Origin of the sequence: Actinomadura rayongensis (assembly GCF_009831215.1) — a bacterium.
GTDB lineage: Bacteria > Actinomycetota > Actinomycetes > Streptosporangiales > Streptosporangiaceae > Spirillospora > Spirillospora rayongensis.
The window spans coordinates 735,966-754,211 of the sequence record NZ_WUTW01000001.1; the positions used below are offsets into that span (position 1 = coordinate 735,966).

An 18,246-nucleotide genomic window follows, 5' to 3' on the forward strand; every position below is an offset into this window, starting at 1 on the left:
ACCATGCTGAACCCCGACGTCCGCCGCATTCTCGACGGCACCGCGCTGGCCCACCTCGCCACCGTCCTGCCGGACGGCGCGCCGCACAGCATCCCGCTCTGGATCGGGACGCACGGCGACCACATCGTCATTCTCACCGGCCCGCAGTCGCAGAAGGCGCGCAACCTGCGCCGCGACCCCCGCGTCGCGCTGTCCCTCACGCCGCCCGACGACCCGTTCCGGCCGGTGATCGTCCGGGGCCGGGTCGTCGAATGGCTGGACGGCGACGCGGGCTGGGAGATCGTCGACCGCATCGCGATGAAGTACATCGGCCGCCCCTACGCCAGGGACGAGGAACGCGTCGTCGCCCTCATCGAGCCGGAGCGGCAGAGCGTCGGCTGACGTGGTCCACGACGAGACGGGCCACGGCCGCCATTCCGTCCGCGTTGGGATGGAAGGGGATCGGTCCGCCGGTGAACGGAACGCCGAGGGACATTCCGGTGACCCACGGTTCGGACGTGCCGACCTCATGGCCCTCGCCCGCCGCCGACGCCCGGACGAGGTCCGCGCCGGTCGCCGTCGCGGCCTCGGCGAACGCCGCCGCCAGGGCCGTGGCGGCGGCGCGGAACCGGCGCGTCTCGTCGGCGTCCAGCGGCAGGCCGACGTCGTGCGCGGCGAGGATCGGCAGGTAGTCGACCAGCACGATCCGCGCCTCGGGCGCGTGTTCCCGCACGGCGGTCACGACGCGCGCCAGCGCCCCGGCCACCGCGCCGCACCGCTCCGCCGTCGGAATCGGCGGGATCCGTTCGCGCAGCCGCCGCCTCGGGAGGCCCGGGCAGCGGCGCAGCGCGGCGTTCGCCAGGGCGCGCTTGGTCAGCGCGCCGAGGTACCCCGCGTCGTTGCCGCCCGCCGTGATCGTCACGAGCCGGGCGGCGGCGGTGACGGCGCCGATCTGGGCGGGGAGCGTCCCGGCGACCGTCCGCTGCGGATCGGTCAGCAGGTGATCGGTCGTCGCGCCCGACGCGGTGGCGTCCACGAGCGGCAGCGCGAGCGCCTGCGCCACCAGGTGCGGGTAGTTGCGCGCCGAGCGCAGCGCGCCGCGATGCGCCAGCGGGCGGATCCCCGGCCCGGCGGCGAACGAACTGCCGAGTGCGACGTAGGCCGTCACGGGCGGTCCGGCGCGGGGTCGATGTGCGGGGTGCGGACGTGCTCGTAGACCATCGAGGTCTGGACGTCCGCGACCTCACGGCGCTCGGTGAGCCGGTCGATGACGAACGCGTACAGGCCGTCGGGATCGGGCACCGCGACATGGACGAGGAAATCGCTGGAACCGCTGGTGACGAACAGCCCGATCGTCTCGGGAAGCGCCGCCGCCCATTCCCGGAAACCCTCGATGACCGGTCGGGACGGCGGCCGGATCCGCACCGCGATCAGCGCCTGGACGGGCCGTCCGATCGCCGCCAGATCGAGTTCGGCGCGATAGCCGCGAATGACGCCCCGCTCGCGCAGCGCGCGGACGCGTTCCAGCGCGGTCGACGGCGACACGCCCGCCACCGCCGCGAGGTCCCGGTTCTTCGCCCGCGCGTCCCGCTGCAGAGCGCGCAGAAGTCGGCGATCGGTCGCATCCACTTTCATGTTCGGGGCCTCTCGTCGAACGAGACGTCAACGCGTGAGCGTACCGGGCCGTCTCGTCGGCCCTTCCCGCCGGTGCTGACGACCGCGAGCCCGCCGACCAGCAGCGCCAGCCCCGCGCCGGAGGCGGCCGTCACCCGCTCGCCCAGCACGGCCAGGCCGAGGACGGCGGCGACCAGCGGCTCGGCCAGGCTCAGCGTCCCCGCCGTGCTCGCCAGGACCCGCTCCAGGCCCGCGACGAACAGCAGGTAGGCCGCCGCCGTCGCGGCCACGCCGAGCCAGGCCAGCAGCGCCAGGCCCGGGCCGTCCGGCGCGGGCGGACGACGTACGAGCGCCGGGCTGATCGCCAGCCCGCCCGCCAGCAGCGTCGCGCTGACGGCGGCGGACATCGGGACGCGCCGCTCGGTGAGGCGCTTGGCCGCCACCGTGTAGAGGCCGTAGCAGGCGCCGGAGACGATCCCGAGGACGATCCCCGCGGTGTCGACGCGTCCGGCGCCCGGCGCGAGCAGCAGCGCGCAGCCCGCGACCGCGCCGAGCGTGCCCGCCGTCCAGCCCGGGCCCGGCCGGTCGCCGCCGAGCAGCCGGGCGAACGCGCCCGTCGCCACCGGAGCCATGCCGAGCGCGACCGCCGTGGCGAGCGCGGCGCCCGTCCGGCTCACCGAGAACATGAATCCGGCCTGGTAGGCGGCGGTGGCGAGCGCGGCGAGCAGCAGCCACGGCCAGACGTCGCGGCGGGCGAGCGGCCTCAGTCCGGCGCGCGACCGGGCGGCGACGACGGCGAGGACCAGGCCGCCGATCAGGATCCGCGCGGCGCCGAGCGCGACGGGGTCGTCCCCGGTGTCCGCCCAGACCTGCGCGGGACCCACGGTGCCCCACAGGACGGCGGCGGCCAGGACGAATGCGGCGCCGTTCGGCCGGGGGACGGGTCGTCTCATGTCCGCGACCCTAGGAAAGGCCCGGCGATAATGCGACGGACGATGAATTCCGTTCGGCCACGGCCGTTGTTTTGGCTCGACTGCCAAATATCGTTCGGTGATCGCCTCTGATCGCCGAATTCTGCGCAGTCGTGCAGTTGGACAGTCCACGATGTGGACGAGGGGTACTCAACATGCGTCTTCACTGACATCCTGGGTGTTAGTCAGACCCAGCCATTCGGTCAATCCGCATGAGGGAGCGTCGGTGTCCGACCAGCCGAACGTCGATCTGACGGACCACGAGCATTTCCGCCGGCTGCGCCGGACCGATCCCGTCCACTGGAACCCCGGGACCGGCGCCTGGTCGATCACCCGCCACGCCGACATCCGCGCGGTGGCCGCCGACCGCGCCACGTTCGCCTCGCTCGCGGGCGGCGGGCCCGAGGGGGTGCGGCGCCTCGTCCTCCCGCACTTCCGGCCGTTCGAGGTGGCGGAACTGGCCGCCGAGACGCGCGGGATGATCGACGCCCTGATCGACGTCCTGCCGGACGGTGAGCCGTTCGACTTCGTGTCCGCCCTCGCCGCCCGGCTGCCGCTGCTGGTGCTCGGCCGCCTGGTCGGCGCGCCCGCCGAGGACTGCGAGGACCTGCTCGCCTGGACGAACGCGCTCGCCGCCGAGGACGCCGCGCCCGAGCCCGCCGCCCGCGCCCGCGCCGCGCTCCGCGACTACTTCCGCGACCTGGAGGACGAGCGCCGCCGGTCACCGCGCGAGGACATCGTCACCGCGCTGACCAGGGCGGAGATCGACGGCCTCCCGTTGTCCCGGGACGAGCTGGACGGCTACTACCCGCGCCTGCTCGTCGCCGGAAACGAGACGACGCGCCACCTGCTCGCGGGCGGCATGGTCGCGCTGCACCGCCATCCGGACGAGTGGACGGCCGTCGTCCGGGACCCGTCCCGCATCCCCGCCATGGTCGAGGAGATGGTCCGCTGGACGTCCCCGGTGCTGTCGACGGGCCGCACGGCGACGTGCGACGTGGAACTGCACGGCCGCCGCATCCGCGCAGGTCAGCAGGTCGTCCTGTGGTTCTGCTCCGGCAACCGCGACGAGACCGTCTTCGCCGACCCCGACCGCTTCGTCGGCGACCGCACGCCGAACGACCACCTGGGCTTCGGCTGGGGCACCCACGCCTGCCTCGGCGCCCCCCTGGCCCGGCTGCAGACCCGCCTCTTCCTGGAGCACCTGGTCGAACAGGGCCTGCGCATAGAACCCGCGGCGTCCCCGACCTGCTCGCCGTCCGGCGCGATCGAACGCCTCCCGTCCCGCCTCCGCAAAGAGCCCCAGCCGGCCACCCGTCCCTAGGGTTCAGGCGATCTCGCGGTCGCGGCCCGCCAGGACGCCCGTCGCGATCTGCGGGAGCATCAGCACGGCCAGGAAGGCCAGCGGCGCCCCCCAGCCGCCGGTGTGCTGGTAGAGCGCGCCGACGGCGATCGGGCCGGGGACGGCGAGCAGATAGCCGACGCTCTGGGCGAAGGTGGACAGCCGCGCGACGGTCGGGCCGTCCCGCCCGCGCAGGCCGATCATCGTGAGGGCGAGCGGGAACGAGCAGTTCGCGACGCCGAGCAGGATCGCCCACAGCCATGGGAGGGCGGCCGGGGCCGCCCAGAGGCCCGCGTAGCCGGCGAGGCCGAACGCGCCGAGGACGGCGGCGAGCGCGCTCTGCCCGCGCAGCCGCCCGGCCGCCGCCGCGAGGGCGAACGAGAGCGGTACGCCGAGGACGGACGTCACCGAGAACAGCAGCCCGGCGGTCTCGGCGGACAGCCCCGCGTCGCGGAAGATCTGCGGCAGCCAGCCGATGACGACGTACGCGGCGGTGGCCTGCAGCGCGAAGTAGCCGGCGAGCGCCCAGGCGACCGGGTCGCGCGCGAGCCGGCGGGCGTCGCGCGTCCCCGGCGCGACGGGCCGGGCCCGGTCGCCGCGCAGCGCCAGCCACGGCGGCACCGCGACGGCCGCGAGCAGCGCCCAGCAGCCGAGCGCGGCGCGCCAGTCGCCGTGCAGCGTCCGCGCGAGCGGCACCGTCGCGGCGGCGGCGGACGAGGCGCCGAGGTTGAGCGCCATCGAGTAGAGCCCGGTCATCGCGCCGACGCGCGTCGGGAAGCGCTCCTTGACGACGGCCGGGAGCAGGACGTTCGCGACGGCGATCCCGGCCAGCGCCAGCGCGCTCGCCGCCAGGAACAGCGCGCCGCCCCCGGCGAACAGGCGCAGGAGCAGCCCGGCCGCGACCGCCGCCATCCCGGCCAGGACGACGCGGTCGGAGCCGTGCCGGGCCGCGAGCCGGGACGCGGTGAAGCCGACGACCGCGAAGCACAGCACCGGCATCGAGGTCAGCAGCCCGGCGACGGTGGCGCTCATGCCGAGGTCGCGGCGGACCTCCTGGAGCACCGGGCCGAGGCTCGTCACCGCGGGACGGAGGTTCAGCGCGGTCAGCAGCAGGGCCGCGACCGCGACCGGGCGCGGCCGGGCGTGCCCGGACGCGCGCCGGGGGACGGGCTCGGCCCGGGCTTTCTCGTGCGCCACGCGGCAATCGTATAATCATGGGATGAATCTTGGTCCGGTGCCGCGTCCGTCCGGGCTGTTCGAGGAGGTCGCGGCCCGGCTGCGGCGGGAGATCGTGTCCGGCGCCTGGCCGGTCGGGTCGCGGATCCCCACCGAGCCCGAACTCGTCCGGCGGCTCGGGGTGGCGCGCAACACCGTCCGGGAGGCGGTGCGGGCGCTCGCCCACAACGGGCTGCTGGACATCCGCCAGGGCTCGGGGACGTACGTCGTCGCGACCAGCGAGCTGGCGGGCGTCATGCGGCGCCGGTTCGCGTCCGCCGACCAGGGGCACGTCGTGGAGGTGCGGCGCGCCCTGGAGGCGGCGGCGGCCCGGTCCGCCGCCCATCGCCGGACCGCGGACGACCTGGCGCGCCTGGACGAGCTGCTGGCCCTGCGCGAGGCGGCCTGGTCGTCCGGCGACCGCGACGCCTTCGTCGGCGCCGACGCCGCGTTCCACCGGGCGGTGGTGGCGGCCTCGCACAACGAGGTGCTGGTGGAGCTGTACGCGGACCTCGCGGCGGTGGTCCGCGACTCGCTGCGCGATCACTTCGAGACGGGCCTGCGTCCGGAGGCGTACCAGGACCACGCGCGCCTGCTCGACGCCGTCCGCGCGCAGGACGCGGACAGGGCCGCCGCCGAGGCCATGTTGCAGATGCCGACATGCGGAACCGAACTGGCCTGAACCAAATCCATGGCTAACCGGTAGATTTGATCGAGTATGCGGCGCTCCGCGCCGACCGATGTCCGGCTGGAGGCGATCAGATGGCCACGGCAGACGCGCGTTACGCCGACCCGGTGGACCTGGAGAAGCACGGGGTCTACGGGGCGACGGCGCTCAGCGTGAAGAACGGGGGCTGGAACCGTCCCCGCTATCCGTTCCAAGGCCGCATCACGGCGGACGGTTCGAGCGGCTACCCGGCCGAGCCCGGCCGCTACCACCTCTACGTCGCCCACCGCTGCCCGTGGGCTCACCGGACCGCCATCGTCCGGATCCTCACGGGGCTCCAGGACGTCGTGTCGCTCTCCTACGTCGACGACGAACGCGACGGCCTGGGCTGGGCGTTCCGCGAAAGCCGCGGCCCCGACCCCGTCAACGGGTTCCGCTACCTGCGCGAGGCGTACGAGGCGACCGAGCCCGGCTTCGACGGCCACGTGTCCGTCCCCGTGCTCTGGGACCGGACGACCCGGCGCATCGTGAGCAACAACTTCCCCGACATCACGCTCGACCTGGCGACGCAGTTCGGCCGGTGGGCCGACCCGGCGGTCCGGCTCTACCCGGAGGAGCTGCGTCCGGAGATCGACGCGCTCAACGCCGACATCTACGCGAACGTCAACGACGGCACCTACCGCGTCGCGGGCGCCGCCTCGGACGCGGCCTACGCGGACCTGCGCCGGCGCGTGATCTCCGCCCTGGAGCGCCTGGACGAGCGGCTGGCCGCGCGCCGCTTCCTGCACGGCGCCACGATCACCGAGTCCGACGTCCGGCTGTGGGTGACGCTCGCCCGCTTCGACCTGACCTACAACCCGTTCGCCAAGATCAGCGAACGCCGCCTGCCGGACTTCCCGCACCTGTGGGCCTACGCCCGCGACCTCTACCAGCGCCCCGCCTTCCGCGAGACGACCGACCTGTCCGCCTTCTCCCATCTCGGCCCGCCGTTCCTCGACCCGGCCGTCACCCGGATCGAGGTGGAACCCCACCGGGCCGACTGGGACGAACCGCACGCCCGCGCGTCCCTCGCGGCCTGAGCGCTCCCCGGAGGGGTCCCGGCGTGCGGCGTCGGACGTGCCCGCTACCTTGGCGGGACCGGTTCGTCCACCGCGCAGGAGAACGCATGGCACCCGAACCCGTACCGCCGTCCCGGTCCCTGGCGTGGCTCCGCGCGGGCACCGACCATCTGTCCGCGCACGTCGCCAAGATCCCCGAAGACCGGTTCGACGGCCTCATCGCGCTGCCCGGCTGGACGGCGGCGCACCTCCTGACCCACCTCGCGCGCAACGCCGACGCCCTCGGCAACCTGGTCGAATGGGCGACGACCGGCGTGGAGACGCCCATGTACCCGGGCGGCCCCGCGCAGCGCGCCGCCGACATCGAGAGCGGCGTGCGCCGCGAGCCGCGCGCGATCCTGGCGGACTTCGCCGACTCGGCCGTCCGGCTGTCCGCCCGGCTGGACGCGCTGCCGGACGAGGCGTGGGCGCGCACCGTCCGCACCGCGCAGGGCGACGCGATGCCCGCCGCGGTGATCCCGTGGCTGCGCGTCCGGGAAGTGTGGATCCACGCGATCGACCTGAACACGGGCGCGACGTTCGCCGACCTCCCCGGCGACCTCGCGACGACGCTGCTGGACGACGTCGTCTCCCGGCTCGCCGCGCATCCCGACTGCCCGGCGCTGATCCTGCGTCCCGGCACGGGGACGGCGCTCGTCACCCGGCCGGACGTCGCCGACGCGGCCGAGGCGGCCGGCACGACCGCCGCGCTGCTCGGCTGGCTGACCGGCCGGACGACCGGCGCCGACCTCGGCCCGGACCCGCTGCCGGACCTGCCCGCCTGGCTCTGAGGAGGACCCGTGAACATCACCCATTTCGGACATGCCTGTGTGCTGGTGGAGCTGGACGGCGGAGGCCGCCTGCTCCTCGACCCCGGCACCTACTCCGGCGGATTCGAGGACGTCACCGGGCTCGACGCCGTCCTGTTCACGCACGAGCACCCCGACCACCTGGACCTCGGCCGCCTGCCGGCGCTGCTCAAGGCCAACCCCGGCGCCCGCGTGCTCGCCGACCCGGGGACGAGCGCGCGCCTGGACGAGGCGGCCGTCGACCACGAGACGGTGACCGACGGCGACACGGTGTCCGTCGCGGACGCCACCGTGCAGGTCGTCGGCGGGGACCACGCCGTCATCCACCCGGACCTGCCCTGCCCGCACAACAACGGCTACCTCATCGACGGCGCCCTGTACCACCCGGGTGACGCCTTCGCGCCGCCGCCCGCCCCGGCCCGCGTGCTGCTGCTGCCGACCGGCGCCCCGTGGATGAAGGTCGCCGAGGGCATCGACTACCTGCGCGCCGTCGCCCCGGAGATCGCCGTCCCGATCCACCAGGGCGGGCTCGCCGAGGTCCACCGGCAGCTGCACTACCAGCTCTTTCGCAACCTCGGCCCGGACACCACGGACGTCCGCGTCCTGGACGAAGGAACCGCCACCGCGCTCTGAGCGGGTCAGGGGACCAGGGAGCGGACGACCTCGGCGAACGCCCGGACGAGGGGAGTGGCGGCGTCCTCGGGCCAGGCGAGCGCCACCTGCAGCGGGTCAGCGTCCACGAGCGGGATCCAGGTCAGGTCCGGGCGCGTGTAGTAGTGGGCCATGCTCGCCGGGGCGAAGCAGATCGCCGCGCCGTCCGCGACCTGTTCGAGCATCTCCTCGACGTTGTCGTTGGTCGGGCCCCAGCGGGGCGCGCGGCCGTCGGGACGGGGGTTGATCGCCCACCAGTCCACCCAGGCGCGCGGGGCGCGCTCGGTCCACATCAGGGGCTCGTCGCCGAGTTCGGCGACCGACACGCCCTCCCGGCCGGCGAGGCGGTGGGTCGCGGCGCAGCCGACGACGCGGGGTTCGGTGTGGACGATCTCTGCGTGCAGCCCGGTGAGGTCGGCGGGCAGCCAGACGAACGCGACGTCCACCCGGCCCTCGCGCAGCGCGTCCGCCTCGCCGGACCAGTCGAAGCGCTTGGGGCGCACCCGCACGTCCGGGTGCAGCCGCGCGAACTCGGCGCGGGCGCGGGTGGTCAGCTCGCCCGCGCCGGTCGCCTCGAAGCCCAGCCGCAGGACGCCCGTCCGGCCGGCGCGGTGCCGTTCGGCGGCGGCCGTGACCCGCTCGGCCTGGCGGACGGTGCGGCGCGCCTCGGCGATGACGTCGCGGCCCGCGGCGGTGGGCGTGACGCCGCCCGCGTGCCGGTCGAACAGCCGGACGCCGAGTTCGTCCTCCAGCTTCCGCAGCGCGTACGACAGCGCGGGCTGGCTGACGAACAGGGTCGCGGCGGCGCGGCCGAGGTTGCCCTCGTCCGCGATGGCGATCAGGTAGCGAAGCGGGCGCAGCTCCATCCCGTGGATCATAAACGGCGTTGATGGAACGACCGGAAAACGGTCTTGGACGCGGCACCGGCGGGCCTGGCATAACGGACGGCATGGGAAACCGCGTATGGCTCATCACGGGGGCGTCGTCGGGGTTCGGCCGCGCGATCGCGCGCGCCGCGCAGGCGGCGGGGGACACGGTCGTCGGTGCGGTCCGGGACCCGGCGGCGCTGGACGACCTGGAGACCGTCCGGCTGGACGTCACCGATCCGGCCGCCGTCGAGGCCGCCGTCGCCGAGGTCGTGGCGCGGCACGGACGGATCGACGTGCTCGTCAACAACGCGGGCCGCAGCCAGATCGGGGCGGTCGAGGAGACCACCGACGCGGAGCTGCGCGCCCTCATGGAGCTGCACTTCTTCGGCCCGGCGGCGCTCGTGCGGGCCGTCCTGCCGCACATGCGGGCGCGGGGGAGCGGCGCGATCGTGCAGATGAGCAGCATGGGCGGGCAGCTCTCGTTCGCCGGGTTCGGCGCGTACTCGGCGACGAAGTGCGCTCTGGAAGGCTTCTCGGAGGCACTCGCGGAAGAGGTCGCGCCGCACGGGATCAAGGTGCTGATCGTGGAGCCCGGTGCGTTCCGGACGGCGTTGTTCGGCGGACGCCTCTACCTGTCGGAGCCGATGCCGGAGTACGCGGACACGGTCGGGAAGACGCGCGAGATGGCCGCCACGTCCGACGGGACGCAGCCGGGCGACCCCGCCAAGGCCGCCGCCGCGATCCTCACCGCGCTCGACGGCGACACGCCGCTGCGCCTCCCGCTCGGCGACGACGCGGTGGACGCGCTGGTCGCCCACGCCGACGCCGTCCGCGCCGAACTGCGCGCGTGGGAGCCGGTGGCGCGGGCGACGGCGTTCGACTGACTCAGGAGTCCCAGCGCCGTCCGGTCAGGGTCTCGAACACCTCGACGTAGCGGGCGCGGGTGGCGGCGACGACGTCCGCGGGGATCTCCGGGCCGGGCGGCGTGCGGTCCCAGCCGGTGACGGTGGACGACCAGTCGCGGACGAACTGCTTGTCCAGCGAGTGCTGCGCGCGTCCGGGCTGCCAGGCGTCCGCCGGCCAGAACCGGGACGAGTCGGGCGTCAGCACCTCGTCGGCCAGGACGAGCGTGCCGTCGGGGGCGCGGCCGAACTCCAGCTTGGTGTCGGCGATGACGATCCCGCGCTCCGCCGCGATGGCCGCGCCGCGCCGGTAGACGTCCAACGTGACCTCGCGGAGCCGTTCGGCGGTCTCGGCGCCGATCTCCTCGACCACGTCGGCGTAGGTGATGAACTCGTCGTGCCCGACGGTCGCCTTGGTGGTCGGGGTGAAGATCGGCTCGGGCAGCCGCGACGCCTCGACCAGCCCGGACGGGAGCCGGACGCCCGACACCGTCCCGGTCTTCTCGTACTCCTGCAGCCCGAGACCGGCGAGATAGCCGCGGGCGATCCACTCGACGGGCAGCATCTCCAGCCGCCGGCAGCGGATCGCGCGCCCTTCCCACTCGTCCGGAACGTCCGTCGCGGAGATCACATGGTTGGGGATCACGTCGGCGAGCTGGTCGAACCACCACAGCGAGAGCTGCGTGAGGATCTTGCCCTTCTCGGGGATAGCAGTGGGCAGCACCACGTCGTAGACGCTCACCCGGTCGGACGCGACCAGAATCAGATCATCGCCGTCCGCGTACACGTCCCGGACCTTGCCCGAGTGGACCAGCTCCACTGTTCACCCCTGCTCGCTCGTCGCTCTGCCCCAACGCTAGCGCCCCACACCCCCGCCTCCCCCTTCCGGGGCGTGCGGAGTCTGCTGTGGGTAGGGGACTGGAGTGGCGGTGATCGTCGGGACTTCGGGGTGGCAGTACGCGGACTGGCGGGGGGTTCTGTATCCCGCCGGGGTGCCGCAGCGGGTTTGGCTGGAGACCTATGCCGCGGTGTTCTCCGCGGTCGAGAACAATGGCGCGTTCTATCGGTTGCCTCGGCGGGAGACGTTCGAGACGTGGCGGGAGCGGACGCCGGGGTTGGGCCGCGCGGATCGGTGAGCACTGGGGTGACGAGCAGGACGTCTTCGTGTATTTCAACAACGACCCCGGCGGTGCGGCTGTGGAGAATGCGCTGCGGTTTCGGCATCTCACAGGGTGAACGGGCGGCCGTTCATCCAGCGGGCCAGCGCGGCGCGGTCCAGCAGGATGACGCGTCCGGCGGCCTCGTCGACGGCGGGCGCGGTGAAGCCGGCGTTCGTCACGAGGACGCCGACGCGTCCAGCGTAGGTGCCGTGGATCGCGCCGATCAGATTGCGGACGCGGTCGGAGCCGACCTTTTTCTGCTGGCGTTTGCACTGGACGGCGATGCGCCGTCCGTCCGGGGCGGTGGCGAGGACGTCCACGCCCCGGTCGCCCGCGCGGCCGACGACCTCCACGGATTTGAATCCGTCGCGGCGCAGCAGGTCGGCGGTGAGGAACTCGAAGTCGGTGCCGCTCATGACGTCCACCCGGTCCAGGTGGGCGATTTCGCGGAGCCGTTCGCGTCGCAGGCGTGCTTCCCGGCGGCGGATGAGGACGAGGGAACCGCCGCCCAGGCCGGCGATCGCCGCCGCTATGAGGATCGTGAGGAAAAGCTGCCAGTTGGTGACGGCGAGGAAGACGCCGAACGCCGTGACGAGTCCCGCGCCCGTCCAGATCGACGCGAACGCTGCGGTGGACCGGCCGGGGCGGGAGGGCGCTGACACCGAGGGAACCTCCAGGGGGAAGGCGAATCCTCTCGATTTTTCAAGGTCATCCGGGGAAGGGTCGGCGGATTCGGGAAAGTGACCGTAAACGGACGAGTCAGTTGCTTGTTCGGGCGGTTTCCCGTCCGTCCGAAATTGCGCCGCGCGCGTCCGGGCGGCGGGACACGGCGACGACGGCGGCGAGCACGAGCGCCAAACCGACCGGCGTGCCCCGCCCGATCGGTTCGCCCAGGAAAACCGTCCCCCAGAGCAGCCCGAAGAACGGCACGAGGAACGTGACGCTCAGCGCGCCCGTCGCGCCGATCCGCTCGACGAGCCGGAAGAACGCGACGAATCCGAGGGCCGTGCAGACGAGCCCGAGCGCGGCCACCGAGGCCGCGACGTCCGGTCCCGGCAGGTGCGAGGGCGGGAGGGCGACTGCCAGCGGGGCCAGGCAGAGTGCCGCGCCGAGCTGCTGGCCGGCCGCCGTGCTAAGCGGATCCTTGTTCCGGAACCGTGTCTGCGCGTACGCGCCGCCGAGCGCGTACGCCAGGGAAGCGAGCAGGCTCGCCGCGACGGCCAGGAGGAACCCCGCGTCCACCCGCTGCGGCCCGAGCCCGACCAGCACGGCGACGCCCGCGATCCCGAGCGCGATCCCCGCCCCCTCGCGCACGGACGGCGCCCGCCGCTCCCGCGCGGCCGTCACGAGCACCGAGAACAGCGGCGTCGTCGCGTTGAGCAGGGCCGCGAGCGAGGCGGTGAGCCGCAGTTCGGCCGCGCCGATCAGCGTGAACGGCACGGCCGCCGTCAGCGCGCCGAGCAGCAGGAATTCCCACGAAGGACGCGGCAGCCGCCGCAGCGCCGCGCACACGAGCGCCAGCGCGAGACCCGCGAGCAGAACACGCGCCTCGATCATCCCGACCGGCCCGAGCACCGGCGCCGCCTGCCGCATGAAAAGGAACGACGCACCCCAAGCCGCCGCCACGAAAAGCATCAGAACACCGCTCATGCACCCGGTGATAAGGCACTCTGAAAGCATGAGGCAAACAAAAACGCTTCATTCATTCCATGAGGCCGGCTCATGAACCTGGCGCAGTTGCGCGCGTTGCGCGCCGTGGACGAGGCGGGCAGCGTCACCGGCGCCGCCGACCTGCTCGGCGTCACGCAGTCGGCGGTCAGCCACGCCCTGACCTCGCTGGAGACCGAACTCGGCATCCGCCTCGTCGTCCGCGACCGCGCCGGCTGCCGCCTGACCGACGCGGGCCGCCGCGCCCTGCCGCACGCGGCGGCGGCGTTGCGGCACGTCGCGCGGCTGGCGGAGGAGACCGCGGCGGCGTCCGGCGCGGTGCGCGGACGGCTCCGCATCGGCACCCTCCCGAGCGCCGCCCGCGTCCTGGCCCCGCTCGTCCGCGCCTTCGGCGACCTGCATCCGGACGTCGAGACCATCCTGCTGGAGGGCACCGACGACGAGGTGGGCGCCTGGCTGGCCGCCGGCGTCGTCGACCTCGGCGTCGTGACCACGCCGGCCGGCGCGGTCGCCGTGCCGCTGGCCGAGGACGTTTTCGTCGCCGTCCTGCATTCCGCGCATCCGCTGGCGGAAGAGGCGAAAATAAGCCTGGACGACCTGGCGGACGACCCGTTCCTGATTTCCGACGGCGGATGCGAGGCGCAGATCTGCCGCCTGCACCGCGAGCGCGACGTGCCTTACCGGCCCGTCCACCGGGTACGGGAAATGGCGACGCTGCTGGCCCTCGTCCGCGAGGACATCGGCGTTTCCCTGGTGCCTTCCCTCGCGCTCCCCGAAAGGCCGGACGGAATAGCGAAAGTCCCGCTCGCGCCGACGGCCCCCCGCACGCTGCACCTGGCGGCGCACGACCGGCCCGGCCCCGCCGCGCGCGCGTTCCTGCGCGCGGTGCGGCGGGGCGCGGCCGGCGGTTAGCGGCCGGTCGCCGCGAGCAGGTCGTCCAGCCGCAGGTGGGACGGCGTGTCGGCGATCTCCGCGAGGTCGTGGACGAACACCGAGGCGCCGTCCTCCTCCCCGGCGGGCGCGAACCCGTTGCGCTGGTAGAAGTCCCGCACCCGCGTGTTCTTCGGCGACGGCCGGTACGTCCCGCGCACCCGTTCCGCCCCCGCGGCGGCGGCGTAGCGCAGCACCGCCGACAGGCACGCCTGCTCGATGCCCCGCGAGAACACCCGGCAGCTCAGCAGGAAGTTCTCGACCGACAGCACCGGCCCGTCCCAGCGAAGGAAGATCGCTCCGACCACGCCGTTGGAGCCGAAGCGATCCTCGGACCGGACGGACAGCACGCGCGCGTCCGGGTCCTCCAGCCGGGCCCGGACGTCGGCGGGCTGCAGCCGCTCGGTGGTCAGGTTGAACTGGTTGGTGCGCAGCGTGATCTGCGAGAGGCGCGGGACGCCGGCGTCGTCGGCCGGTTCCAGCCGCACCTGGACGTCCAGTTCATCCAGATAAGCCTGAAGAGAGTCGAACGTGTCGAGGAAGTCCTTGCGGGCCAGGTCCTCCCGATAGCGGTCCGAGCGCTGCCGGTCCTCGGCCGTCAGCTCCCGCACGTCGAACCAGCCGTCGGCGAGCAGCCGTCCGAGGTGCAGCGCGGGCTCGGTGTCCAGCGCGACGACCGCGACGCCCGGCAGCGCGTGCCGGACGAGCCCGCACTCGAACGAGCTGTCGTCCACGAACACGAACGCGTCCGTGCTGAGGTTCAGATCCTTGGCCAGCTCGGCGAGATTGTCATGCTTCGGACGCCAGTTGGCCACGACGCGCACGAAATCGTCCTCGCGCAGCGCCATCTCCGGATGGTCGCGCAGCACCTCCCGGACGGTCTCCGCGTCGTTCTTGCTGACCGCCGCGAGCAGCACGCCCTGCCCGGCGATCTGCTTCACCGCGTGCTGGAACGCCTGGAACGCCTTGCCCCGGTAGCCGCCCGCGACCTCGATGCCCTCGATGCCGTCGTCGCCGAGCACGCCGCCCCACAGCGTCCCGTCCAGGTCCACGACCAGGGCCTTCTTGGTGCGTCCGGTCAGGTTGCGGGCGAGGTGGCCGACCTCGCGGGCGTAGCGGGCGAGCAGGTCGGGCGACAGGTGCAGGCCCGTGTAGACGCCGAGCCGCGCGTCGTCGGCCGCGATCCCCTCGGCGAGCAGCGGGTCCAGGTCGATGGTGACCACGCGGTCGTGCGTCTGGGCGAGGCGCAGCAGCTCCGAGCAGGCCGTCCGCCACGCGATGCCGAGCCGGGCGCGCGACCGGTAGTCGACGAGCTGGGACGTGAACCGCGACGGCAGCGGCAGCGTGTTCAGCACGAGCGTCGCGCGCGTGGTCTCGGTGAACCGCTGCGCCAGCGACTCGATCAGGCGGACCTTGGCGCGCAGGGCGTCCTCGACGTCGGCGGCCGTCCACGGCGACGGCAGCTCGTCGAACACGACCTCGGGGTCCAGCAGGCACAGGACGACGTCCGGGTCCGCCGCGTAGATCGGGCTCTCCGGGTCGGACAGCTCAAAGACGTACCCATCGAAATCGCCCGTGGTGAACCGGCCGAGCAGCCCGTGCCGGGCCAGTTCGACGGCGACGGCCGGGACGAGCGGCCCGAGCGTCCCGTGCCCGGTGACGGCGACCGACAGCACCGGGACGTCCGGATGCTCGGCCAGCACGGCGGCGGGGTCGAGCCGCGCCAGCACCTGTCCGGCGCGGCGCAGCGTGTCGGGGTCGGCTCCGTCAAGGAGGCCGCGGACGGCCGGGTACTCGGCGGCGAGCCGTCCCGCCCGGTGCAGTTCGGTGACGCTCATACCGGTCCTTTCGGTGTGCCGGTCCCGTTCGTCACCGATCATCGGCGGGTCCGCTAAAGCCGACCTAGAGCCCCGCGAAGGCGGCAAGCGCGGCGCTGAGCTGCGGGAACACGGCCGCGGGCATTGCGATCAGCGGGAACGTCCTCTACCTTGCTCCATTACGGCCCGTGACACGCTCCTCTCCCGGGGGAGCGCGGGCCGACCGCCGAGTCCCGGCCGGGCGCCGCCCCCCACGTCCGCCGGGAGCCGGGGAACCACCTGTTCCCGGGGTGAATCCGCCGCGCGCGGTAGGGCCTGCTCCTGGTCCGAACCCGTCAGCTAACCCGGTAGGCGGCGCCGAGGAGAGCCGATGACCGATCACATAGGCGAGAAACTGCTCAAGGTCGCCACGAAGGAACTCGGGTACCACGAGAAGTCCGGCGGCTACACCAAGTACGGAGACTGGTACGGAAGCAATGTCGGCGGTGGGGACGACTACTTCAGCACCGCGCCCTGGTGCGACATGTTCATCGCGTGGGCGGCGCACGAGGCCGGGGTCGTGGACCGGGTCGGCCAGTTCGCGTCCACGATCGAGCACGCGACCTGGTTCAAGCAGCAGGGCGCGTGGGGGACGCGGCCGGAGCCCGGCGCGATCGTGTTCTACTCCTTCAGCGGGTCCAAGAAGATCGACGGGATCAGCCATGTGGGGATCGTGGAGAGCGTGAAGGGACGCACGCTCCATACGGTCGAGGGCAACACCGACGGCATCTACCTCAAGCGCAAGACCCGCGATTTCAGCGACGTCGTCGGGTACGGGTACCCGGCGAAGGTGAAGGACGGCGCGTACGTCGCGCGGCACTCCCGTCCGGAGCCCGCGCCCGCGCCGGTCGCGACCGTGCAGCGGACCGTTCCGAAGCACGACGAGCCGCTGATCGGCCAGGACGGCCTGCTCGGCGGGCTGCTCGCGGTCGCGGTGTGCGGGACGGTCGCGCTGGCGGCGGGCCGCGCGCTCGCGGCGCGCGTCCCGGCCGAGGCGCCGATCCGGGTGCGCCGGCGCGGCAAGCACCACCGCGTGGCGCTGCCGCTGGACGTCACCCCGGCCGACCTGGACGCCGCCGAGGCCGAGACCGCGGTCTTGGCCGCCGTGGTCGAGGAACCGTCGAAGCGGCGCAAACGGGGCAAGCACCACCGTCCGGCGCGTCCGCTGGGCCTGGTCGGACGCCGGCGCGGCCGGCACCACCGCGTGGCGCTCCCGGCCGATGTCACCCCGGCCGACCTGGACTTCGCCGAGTCCGCGACGGCGGTCATGCCCGCCGTGACGGCCGCGGTCGCCGCCGAGGCCGAGGACCGCGAGTTCTGGAACCGCGTCTCGCACCTCGCCGACGACGCCGACCTGGCGTTCTGGGACGGCGTCCACGCCGAACTCGGCTCGGCCCAGCCCGCGCGTCAGTAGGAGGAGACCGACACCACGACGACGGGCGGCTTGCGGCCGAGGCCCGTCCCGGGGAACTCGTTCGACGTCACCGTGACGGTCGACCGCTGCACCTGGAGCGACTGGCCGACGACGGGCTGCAGCGTCCCCTCCAGGACGACCGGCCGCACCTCGCCGACGCCCGGCCCGAGCCCGCGCAGCCCGATGGAGTGGACGACGACGGCGGGCGTGACGCCCCGGTCGTCCACCGTCGGGACGCGGTACTCGATCGCCAGCTCCGGATCGGGCGGGCCGGGGACGCCGGTGCCGCTCAGCGAGATCACCGCGAGCGGACGCGCGGGCACCGGCGTCCCGATCTCGGCGACCGCGCTGGCCGCCCCGACGATCGCCTTCTCGCGGGTGGTGAACCGCGTGACCCACGGGCTCATCTCGTTCGGGAAAGAGCGGTAGAGATTCGCGGCGGAAACGCGGCGCCCGCTCTGCCAGAAGTTGCCCGGCAGCGGCGTGACGACGCTCGAAGCCACCGGGGGAGTGGGCACCGTGAAACTCTGCGGGCCGGTGTATCCCATGACGCAGTAGTCGTCGGCATAGGGGACGGGCGCCGATCCGGAACCGGTGCTCCAGCCGAAGGCGTGGTCGAGTCCGAGAACGTGCCCGATCTCGTGCTGGAAGAACTCCAGGTAACCGTTCTGGTCGAGCAGCGCGTTGCGTCCCCAGGCGCCCGCGTCCGACGGCGGCGGATTCACGAGCGCGATGAAACCGTCGTATCCGTCCACGTGCAGGTCCTCGCTCCTGGCCCGGGCGAGGACGGCCTCGATGGCGTCGCCGCGGTGGTGGGAGAGCCAGTTGGCGTCCAGGTCGGCGAGGCTCATCGGGAGCGCGCCGACCTCCGAGAGGTCGAATTCGGGATTCAGGATCCCGAAACTCGCGCGCCGCCAGTAATCGCCGACGCTCCAGCCGTTCGGGTCCTGGAAGACGGCTCTGATCATCTTCACGGGCCACGGCCAGCTGCCGACGGCGCCGTCCGGCGGCGGGTTCCAGCCGCCGCTCACGACCTTGATCCGGAAGGGGTTCGCGACCACGAGCCGTCCTTTCGCCGAACCGTGGAAACGTCCGGCGCGCG

General features: G+C 73.5%; 21 protein-coding genes, 1 pseudogene and 1 riboswitch. Of the genes and pseudogenes, 11 read left to right on the forward strand and 11 right to left on the reverse strand.

The genetic code is table 11. The annotated features are described in order from the left end of the window. Positions 1-3: 3 nt before the first annotated feature. Positions 4-381 carry a PPOX class F420-dependent oxidoreductase gene (locus GQ466_RS03535; protein WP_161101302.1) on the forward strand — a complete coding sequence of 126 codons (378 nt, stop codon included), beginning with the start codon at positions 4-6 and terminating at the stop codon, positions 379-381. On the opposite strand, the gene GQ466_RS03540 is transcribed toward GQ466_RS03535, so the two are convergent. From GQ466_RS03540 to GQ466_RS03550, 3 genes are read right to left on the reverse strand one after another with little or no spacing between them, the layout of a single operon-like run. Then, positions 350-1,147, reverse strand: coding sequence for a GDSL-type esterase/lipase family protein (locus tag GQ466_RS03540; protein WP_161101303.1), 798 nt, complete (start codon positions 1,145-1,147; stop codon positions 350-352). The genes GQ466_RS03535 and GQ466_RS03540 overlap by 32 nt on opposite strands. Next, on the reverse strand, positions 1,144-1,614 hold the full coding sequence (locus tag GQ466_RS03545) for an Lrp/AsnC family transcriptional regulator (RefSeq protein ID WP_202419952.1): 471 nt from the start codon (positions 1,612-1,614) through the stop codon (positions 1,144-1,146). Before GQ466_RS03545 ends, GQ466_RS03540 begins: the two co-directional genes overlap by 4 nt. Continuing rightward, positions 1,611-2,546: a DMT family transporter gene (locus GQ466_RS03550; protein ID WP_161101304.1), complete on the reverse strand. Its 936-nt coding sequence runs from the start codon at positions 2,544-2,546 to the stop codon at positions 1,611-1,613. The genes GQ466_RS03545 and GQ466_RS03550 overlap by 4 nt, the downstream gene beginning before the upstream one ends. A 244-nt stretch (positions 2,547-2,790) precedes the next feature. Between GQ466_RS03550 and GQ466_RS32605 the strand changes: the two genes are divergently transcribed. Then, complete coding sequence (locus GQ466_RS32605) at positions 2,791-3,888, forward strand: cytochrome P450 (protein WP_161101305.1); 1,098 nt, start codon at positions 2,791-2,793, stop codon at positions 3,886-3,888. 3 nt (positions 3,889-3,891) lie between these two features. Here GQ466_RS32605 and GQ466_RS03560 read toward each other — a convergent pair whose 3' ends face one another. After that, entirely contained in the window at positions 3,892-5,103 is a 1,212-nt protein-coding gene (locus tag GQ466_RS03560; protein WP_161101306.1) for an MFS transporter, read from the reverse strand. 22 nt (positions 5,104-5,125) lie between these two features. Between GQ466_RS03560 and GQ466_RS03565 the strand changes: the two genes are divergently transcribed. The 4 genes from GQ466_RS03565 (at position 5,126) to GQ466_RS03580 (ending at position 8,327) form a co-directional block, all read left to right on the forward strand. Continuing rightward, positions 5,126-5,803, forward strand: coding sequence for a FadR/GntR family transcriptional regulator (locus GQ466_RS03565; RefSeq protein ID WP_161101307.1), 678 nt, complete (start codon positions 5,126-5,128; stop codon positions 5,801-5,803). Between the two features lie 80 nt (positions 5,804-5,883). Next, the gene (locus GQ466_RS03570; RefSeq protein ID WP_161101308.1) at positions 5,884-6,867 is read left to right on the forward strand and encodes a glutathione S-transferase C-terminal domain-containing protein; all 984 of its coding nucleotides are present in this window, start codon (positions 5,884-5,886) and stop codon (positions 6,865-6,867) included. Between the two features lie 86 nt (positions 6,868-6,953). Then, complete coding sequence (locus GQ466_RS03575) at positions 6,954-7,676, forward strand: maleylpyruvate isomerase N-terminal domain-containing protein (protein WP_161101309.1); 723 nt, start codon at positions 6,954-6,956, stop codon at positions 7,674-7,676. 9 nt (positions 7,677-7,685) lie between these two features. Beyond that, entirely contained in the window at positions 7,686-8,327 is a 642-nt protein-coding gene (locus GQ466_RS03580) for an MBL fold metallo-hydrolase (protein ID WP_161101310.1), read from the forward strand. A 5-nt stretch (positions 8,328-8,332) separates the two neighbouring features. Here the strand turns inward: GQ466_RS03580 and GQ466_RS03585 are convergent, their stop codons facing one another. Further along, on the reverse strand, positions 8,333-9,211 hold the full coding sequence (locus GQ466_RS03585) for a LysR family transcriptional regulator (protein WP_161101311.1): 879 nt from the start codon (positions 9,209-9,211) through the stop codon (positions 8,333-8,335). Between the two features lie 83 nt (positions 9,212-9,294). Here GQ466_RS03585 and GQ466_RS03590 point away from each other — a divergent pair, with 83 nt between their 5' ends. Then, on the forward strand, positions 9,295-10,098 hold the full coding sequence (locus GQ466_RS03590; protein WP_161101312.1) for an SDR family NAD(P)-dependent oxidoreductase: 804 nt from the start codon (positions 9,295-9,297) through the stop codon (positions 10,096-10,098). A 1-nt stretch (position 10,099) separates the two neighbouring features. On the opposite strand, the gene GQ466_RS03595 is transcribed toward GQ466_RS03590, so the two are convergent. After that, entirely contained in the window at positions 10,100-10,936 is an 837-nt protein-coding gene (locus GQ466_RS03595; protein WP_161101313.1) for a phosphoribosylaminoimidazolesuccinocarboxamide synthase, read from the reverse strand. 103 nt (positions 10,937-11,039) lie between these two features. Between GQ466_RS03595 and GQ466_RS32610 the strand changes: the two genes are divergently transcribed. Then, a complete protein-coding gene (locus GQ466_RS32610) occupies positions 11,040-11,252 on the forward strand; it encodes a DUF72 domain-containing protein (RefSeq protein ID WP_161101314.1) in 213 nt (70 codons plus the stop codon). Then, complete coding sequence (locus GQ466_RS33045) at positions 11,167-11,352, forward strand: DUF72 domain-containing protein (RefSeq protein ID WP_161101315.1); 186 nt, start codon at positions 11,167-11,169, stop codon at positions 11,350-11,352. The genes GQ466_RS32610 and GQ466_RS33045 overlap by 86 nt, the downstream gene beginning before the upstream one ends. Here the strand turns inward: GQ466_RS33045 and GQ466_RS32615 are convergent. The 3 genes and pseudogenes from GQ466_RS32615 to GQ466_RS33055 form a co-directional block, all read right to left on the reverse strand. Further along, positions 11,342-11,938, reverse strand: coding sequence for a restriction endonuclease (locus tag GQ466_RS32615; RefSeq protein ID WP_161101316.1), 597 nt, complete (start codon positions 11,936-11,938; stop codon positions 11,342-11,344). The two genes, GQ466_RS33045 and GQ466_RS32615, sit on opposite strands and share 11 nt — an antisense overlap. Before the next feature lie 97 nt (positions 11,939-12,035). Next, entirely contained in the window at positions 12,036-12,545 is a 510-nt protein-coding gene (locus GQ466_RS33050) for a DMT family transporter (protein WP_419866912.1), read from the reverse strand. A 3-nt stretch (positions 12,546-12,548) separates the two neighbouring features. Next, positions 12,549-12,956, reverse strand: a pseudogene (locus tag GQ466_RS33055) (EamA family transporter); the annotation flags it as partial. Positions 12,957-12,998: 42 nt separating this feature from the next. On the opposite strand from GQ466_RS33055, the gene GQ466_RS03620 reads away from it, so the two are divergent. Next, entirely contained in the window at positions 12,999-13,856 is an 858-nt protein-coding gene (locus GQ466_RS03620) for a LysR family transcriptional regulator (protein WP_161101318.1), read from the forward strand. Here GQ466_RS03620 and GQ466_RS03625 read toward each other — a convergent pair. Further along, complete coding sequence (locus tag GQ466_RS03625) at positions 13,853-15,712, reverse strand: HAD-IIIC family phosphatase (RefSeq protein WP_161101319.1); 1,860 nt, start codon at positions 15,710-15,712, stop codon at positions 13,853-13,855. The two genes, GQ466_RS03620 and GQ466_RS03625, sit on opposite strands and share 4 nt — an antisense overlap. A 230-nt stretch (positions 15,713-15,942) precedes the next feature. After that, positions 15,943-16,043: riboswitch (cyclic di-AMP (ydaO/yuaA leader) on the forward strand. A gap of 18 nt (positions 16,044-16,061) precedes the next feature. On the opposite strand from GQ466_RS03625, the gene GQ466_RS03630 reads away from it, so the two are divergent. Beyond that, a complete protein-coding gene (locus GQ466_RS03630) occupies positions 16,062-17,144 on the forward strand; it encodes a CHAP domain-containing protein (protein ID WP_202419954.1) in 1,083 nt (360 codons plus the stop codon). Here GQ466_RS03630 and GQ466_RS03635 read toward each other — a convergent pair. Continuing rightward, positions 17,138-18,205, reverse strand: coding sequence for a zinc metalloprotease (locus tag GQ466_RS03635; protein WP_161101320.1), 1,068 nt, complete (start codon positions 18,203-18,205; stop codon positions 17,138-17,140). The genes GQ466_RS03630 and GQ466_RS03635 overlap by 7 nt on opposite strands. Between the last annotated feature and the right edge of the window lie 41 nt (positions 18,206-18,246).

What these genes read in the sequence shown, in the direction of transcription:
- GQ466_RS03535 (WP_161101302.1), top strand. Translation starts at nt 4, where the DNA reads ATGCTGAACCCCGACGTCCGCCGCATTCTCGACGGCACCGCGCTGGCC.
- GQ466_RS03545 (WP_202419952.1), bottom strand. Translation starts at nt 1,614, where the DNA reads ATGAAAGTGGATGCGACCGATCGCCGACTTCTGCGCGCTCTGCAGCGG.
- GQ466_RS03550 (WP_161101304.1), bottom strand. Translation starts at nt 2,546, where the DNA reads ATGAGACGACCCGTCCCCCGGCCGAACGGCGCCGCATTCGTCCTGGCC.
- GQ466_RS03565 (WP_161101307.1), top strand. Translation starts at nt 5,126, where the DNA reads ATGAATCTTGGTCCGGTGCCGCGTCCGTCCGGGCTGTTCGAGGAGGTC.
- GQ466_RS03570 (WP_161101308.1), top strand. Translation starts at nt 5,884, where the DNA reads ATGGCCACGGCAGACGCGCGTTACGCCGACCCGGTGGACCTGGAGAAG.
- GQ466_RS03575 (WP_161101309.1), top strand. Translation starts at nt 6,954, where the DNA reads ATGGCACCCGAACCCGTACCGCCGTCCCGGTCCCTGGCGTGGCTCCGC.
- GQ466_RS03585 (WP_161101311.1), bottom strand. Translation starts at nt 9,211, where the DNA reads ATGGAGCTGCGCCCGCTTCGCTACCTGATCGCCATCGCGGACGAGGGC.
- GQ466_RS03590 (WP_161101312.1), top strand. Translation starts at nt 9,295, where the DNA reads ATGGGAAACCGCGTATGGCTCATCACGGGGGCGTCGTCGGGGTTCGGC.
- GQ466_RS33045 (WP_161101315.1), top strand. Translation starts at nt 11,167, where the DNA reads ATGGCGCGTTCTATCGGTTGCCTCGGCGGGAGACGTTCGAGACGTGGC.
- GQ466_RS03620 (WP_161101318.1), top strand. Translation starts at nt 12,999, where the DNA reads ATGAACCTGGCGCAGTTGCGCGCGTTGCGCGCCGTGGACGAGGCGGGC.
- GQ466_RS03625 (WP_161101319.1), bottom strand. Translation starts at nt 15,712, where the DNA reads ATGAGCGTCACCGAACTGCACCGGGCGGGACGGCTCGCCGCCGAGTAC.
- GQ466_RS03630 (WP_202419954.1), top strand. Translation starts at nt 16,062, where the DNA reads ATGACCGATCACATAGGCGAGAAACTGCTCAAGGTCGCCACGAAGGAA.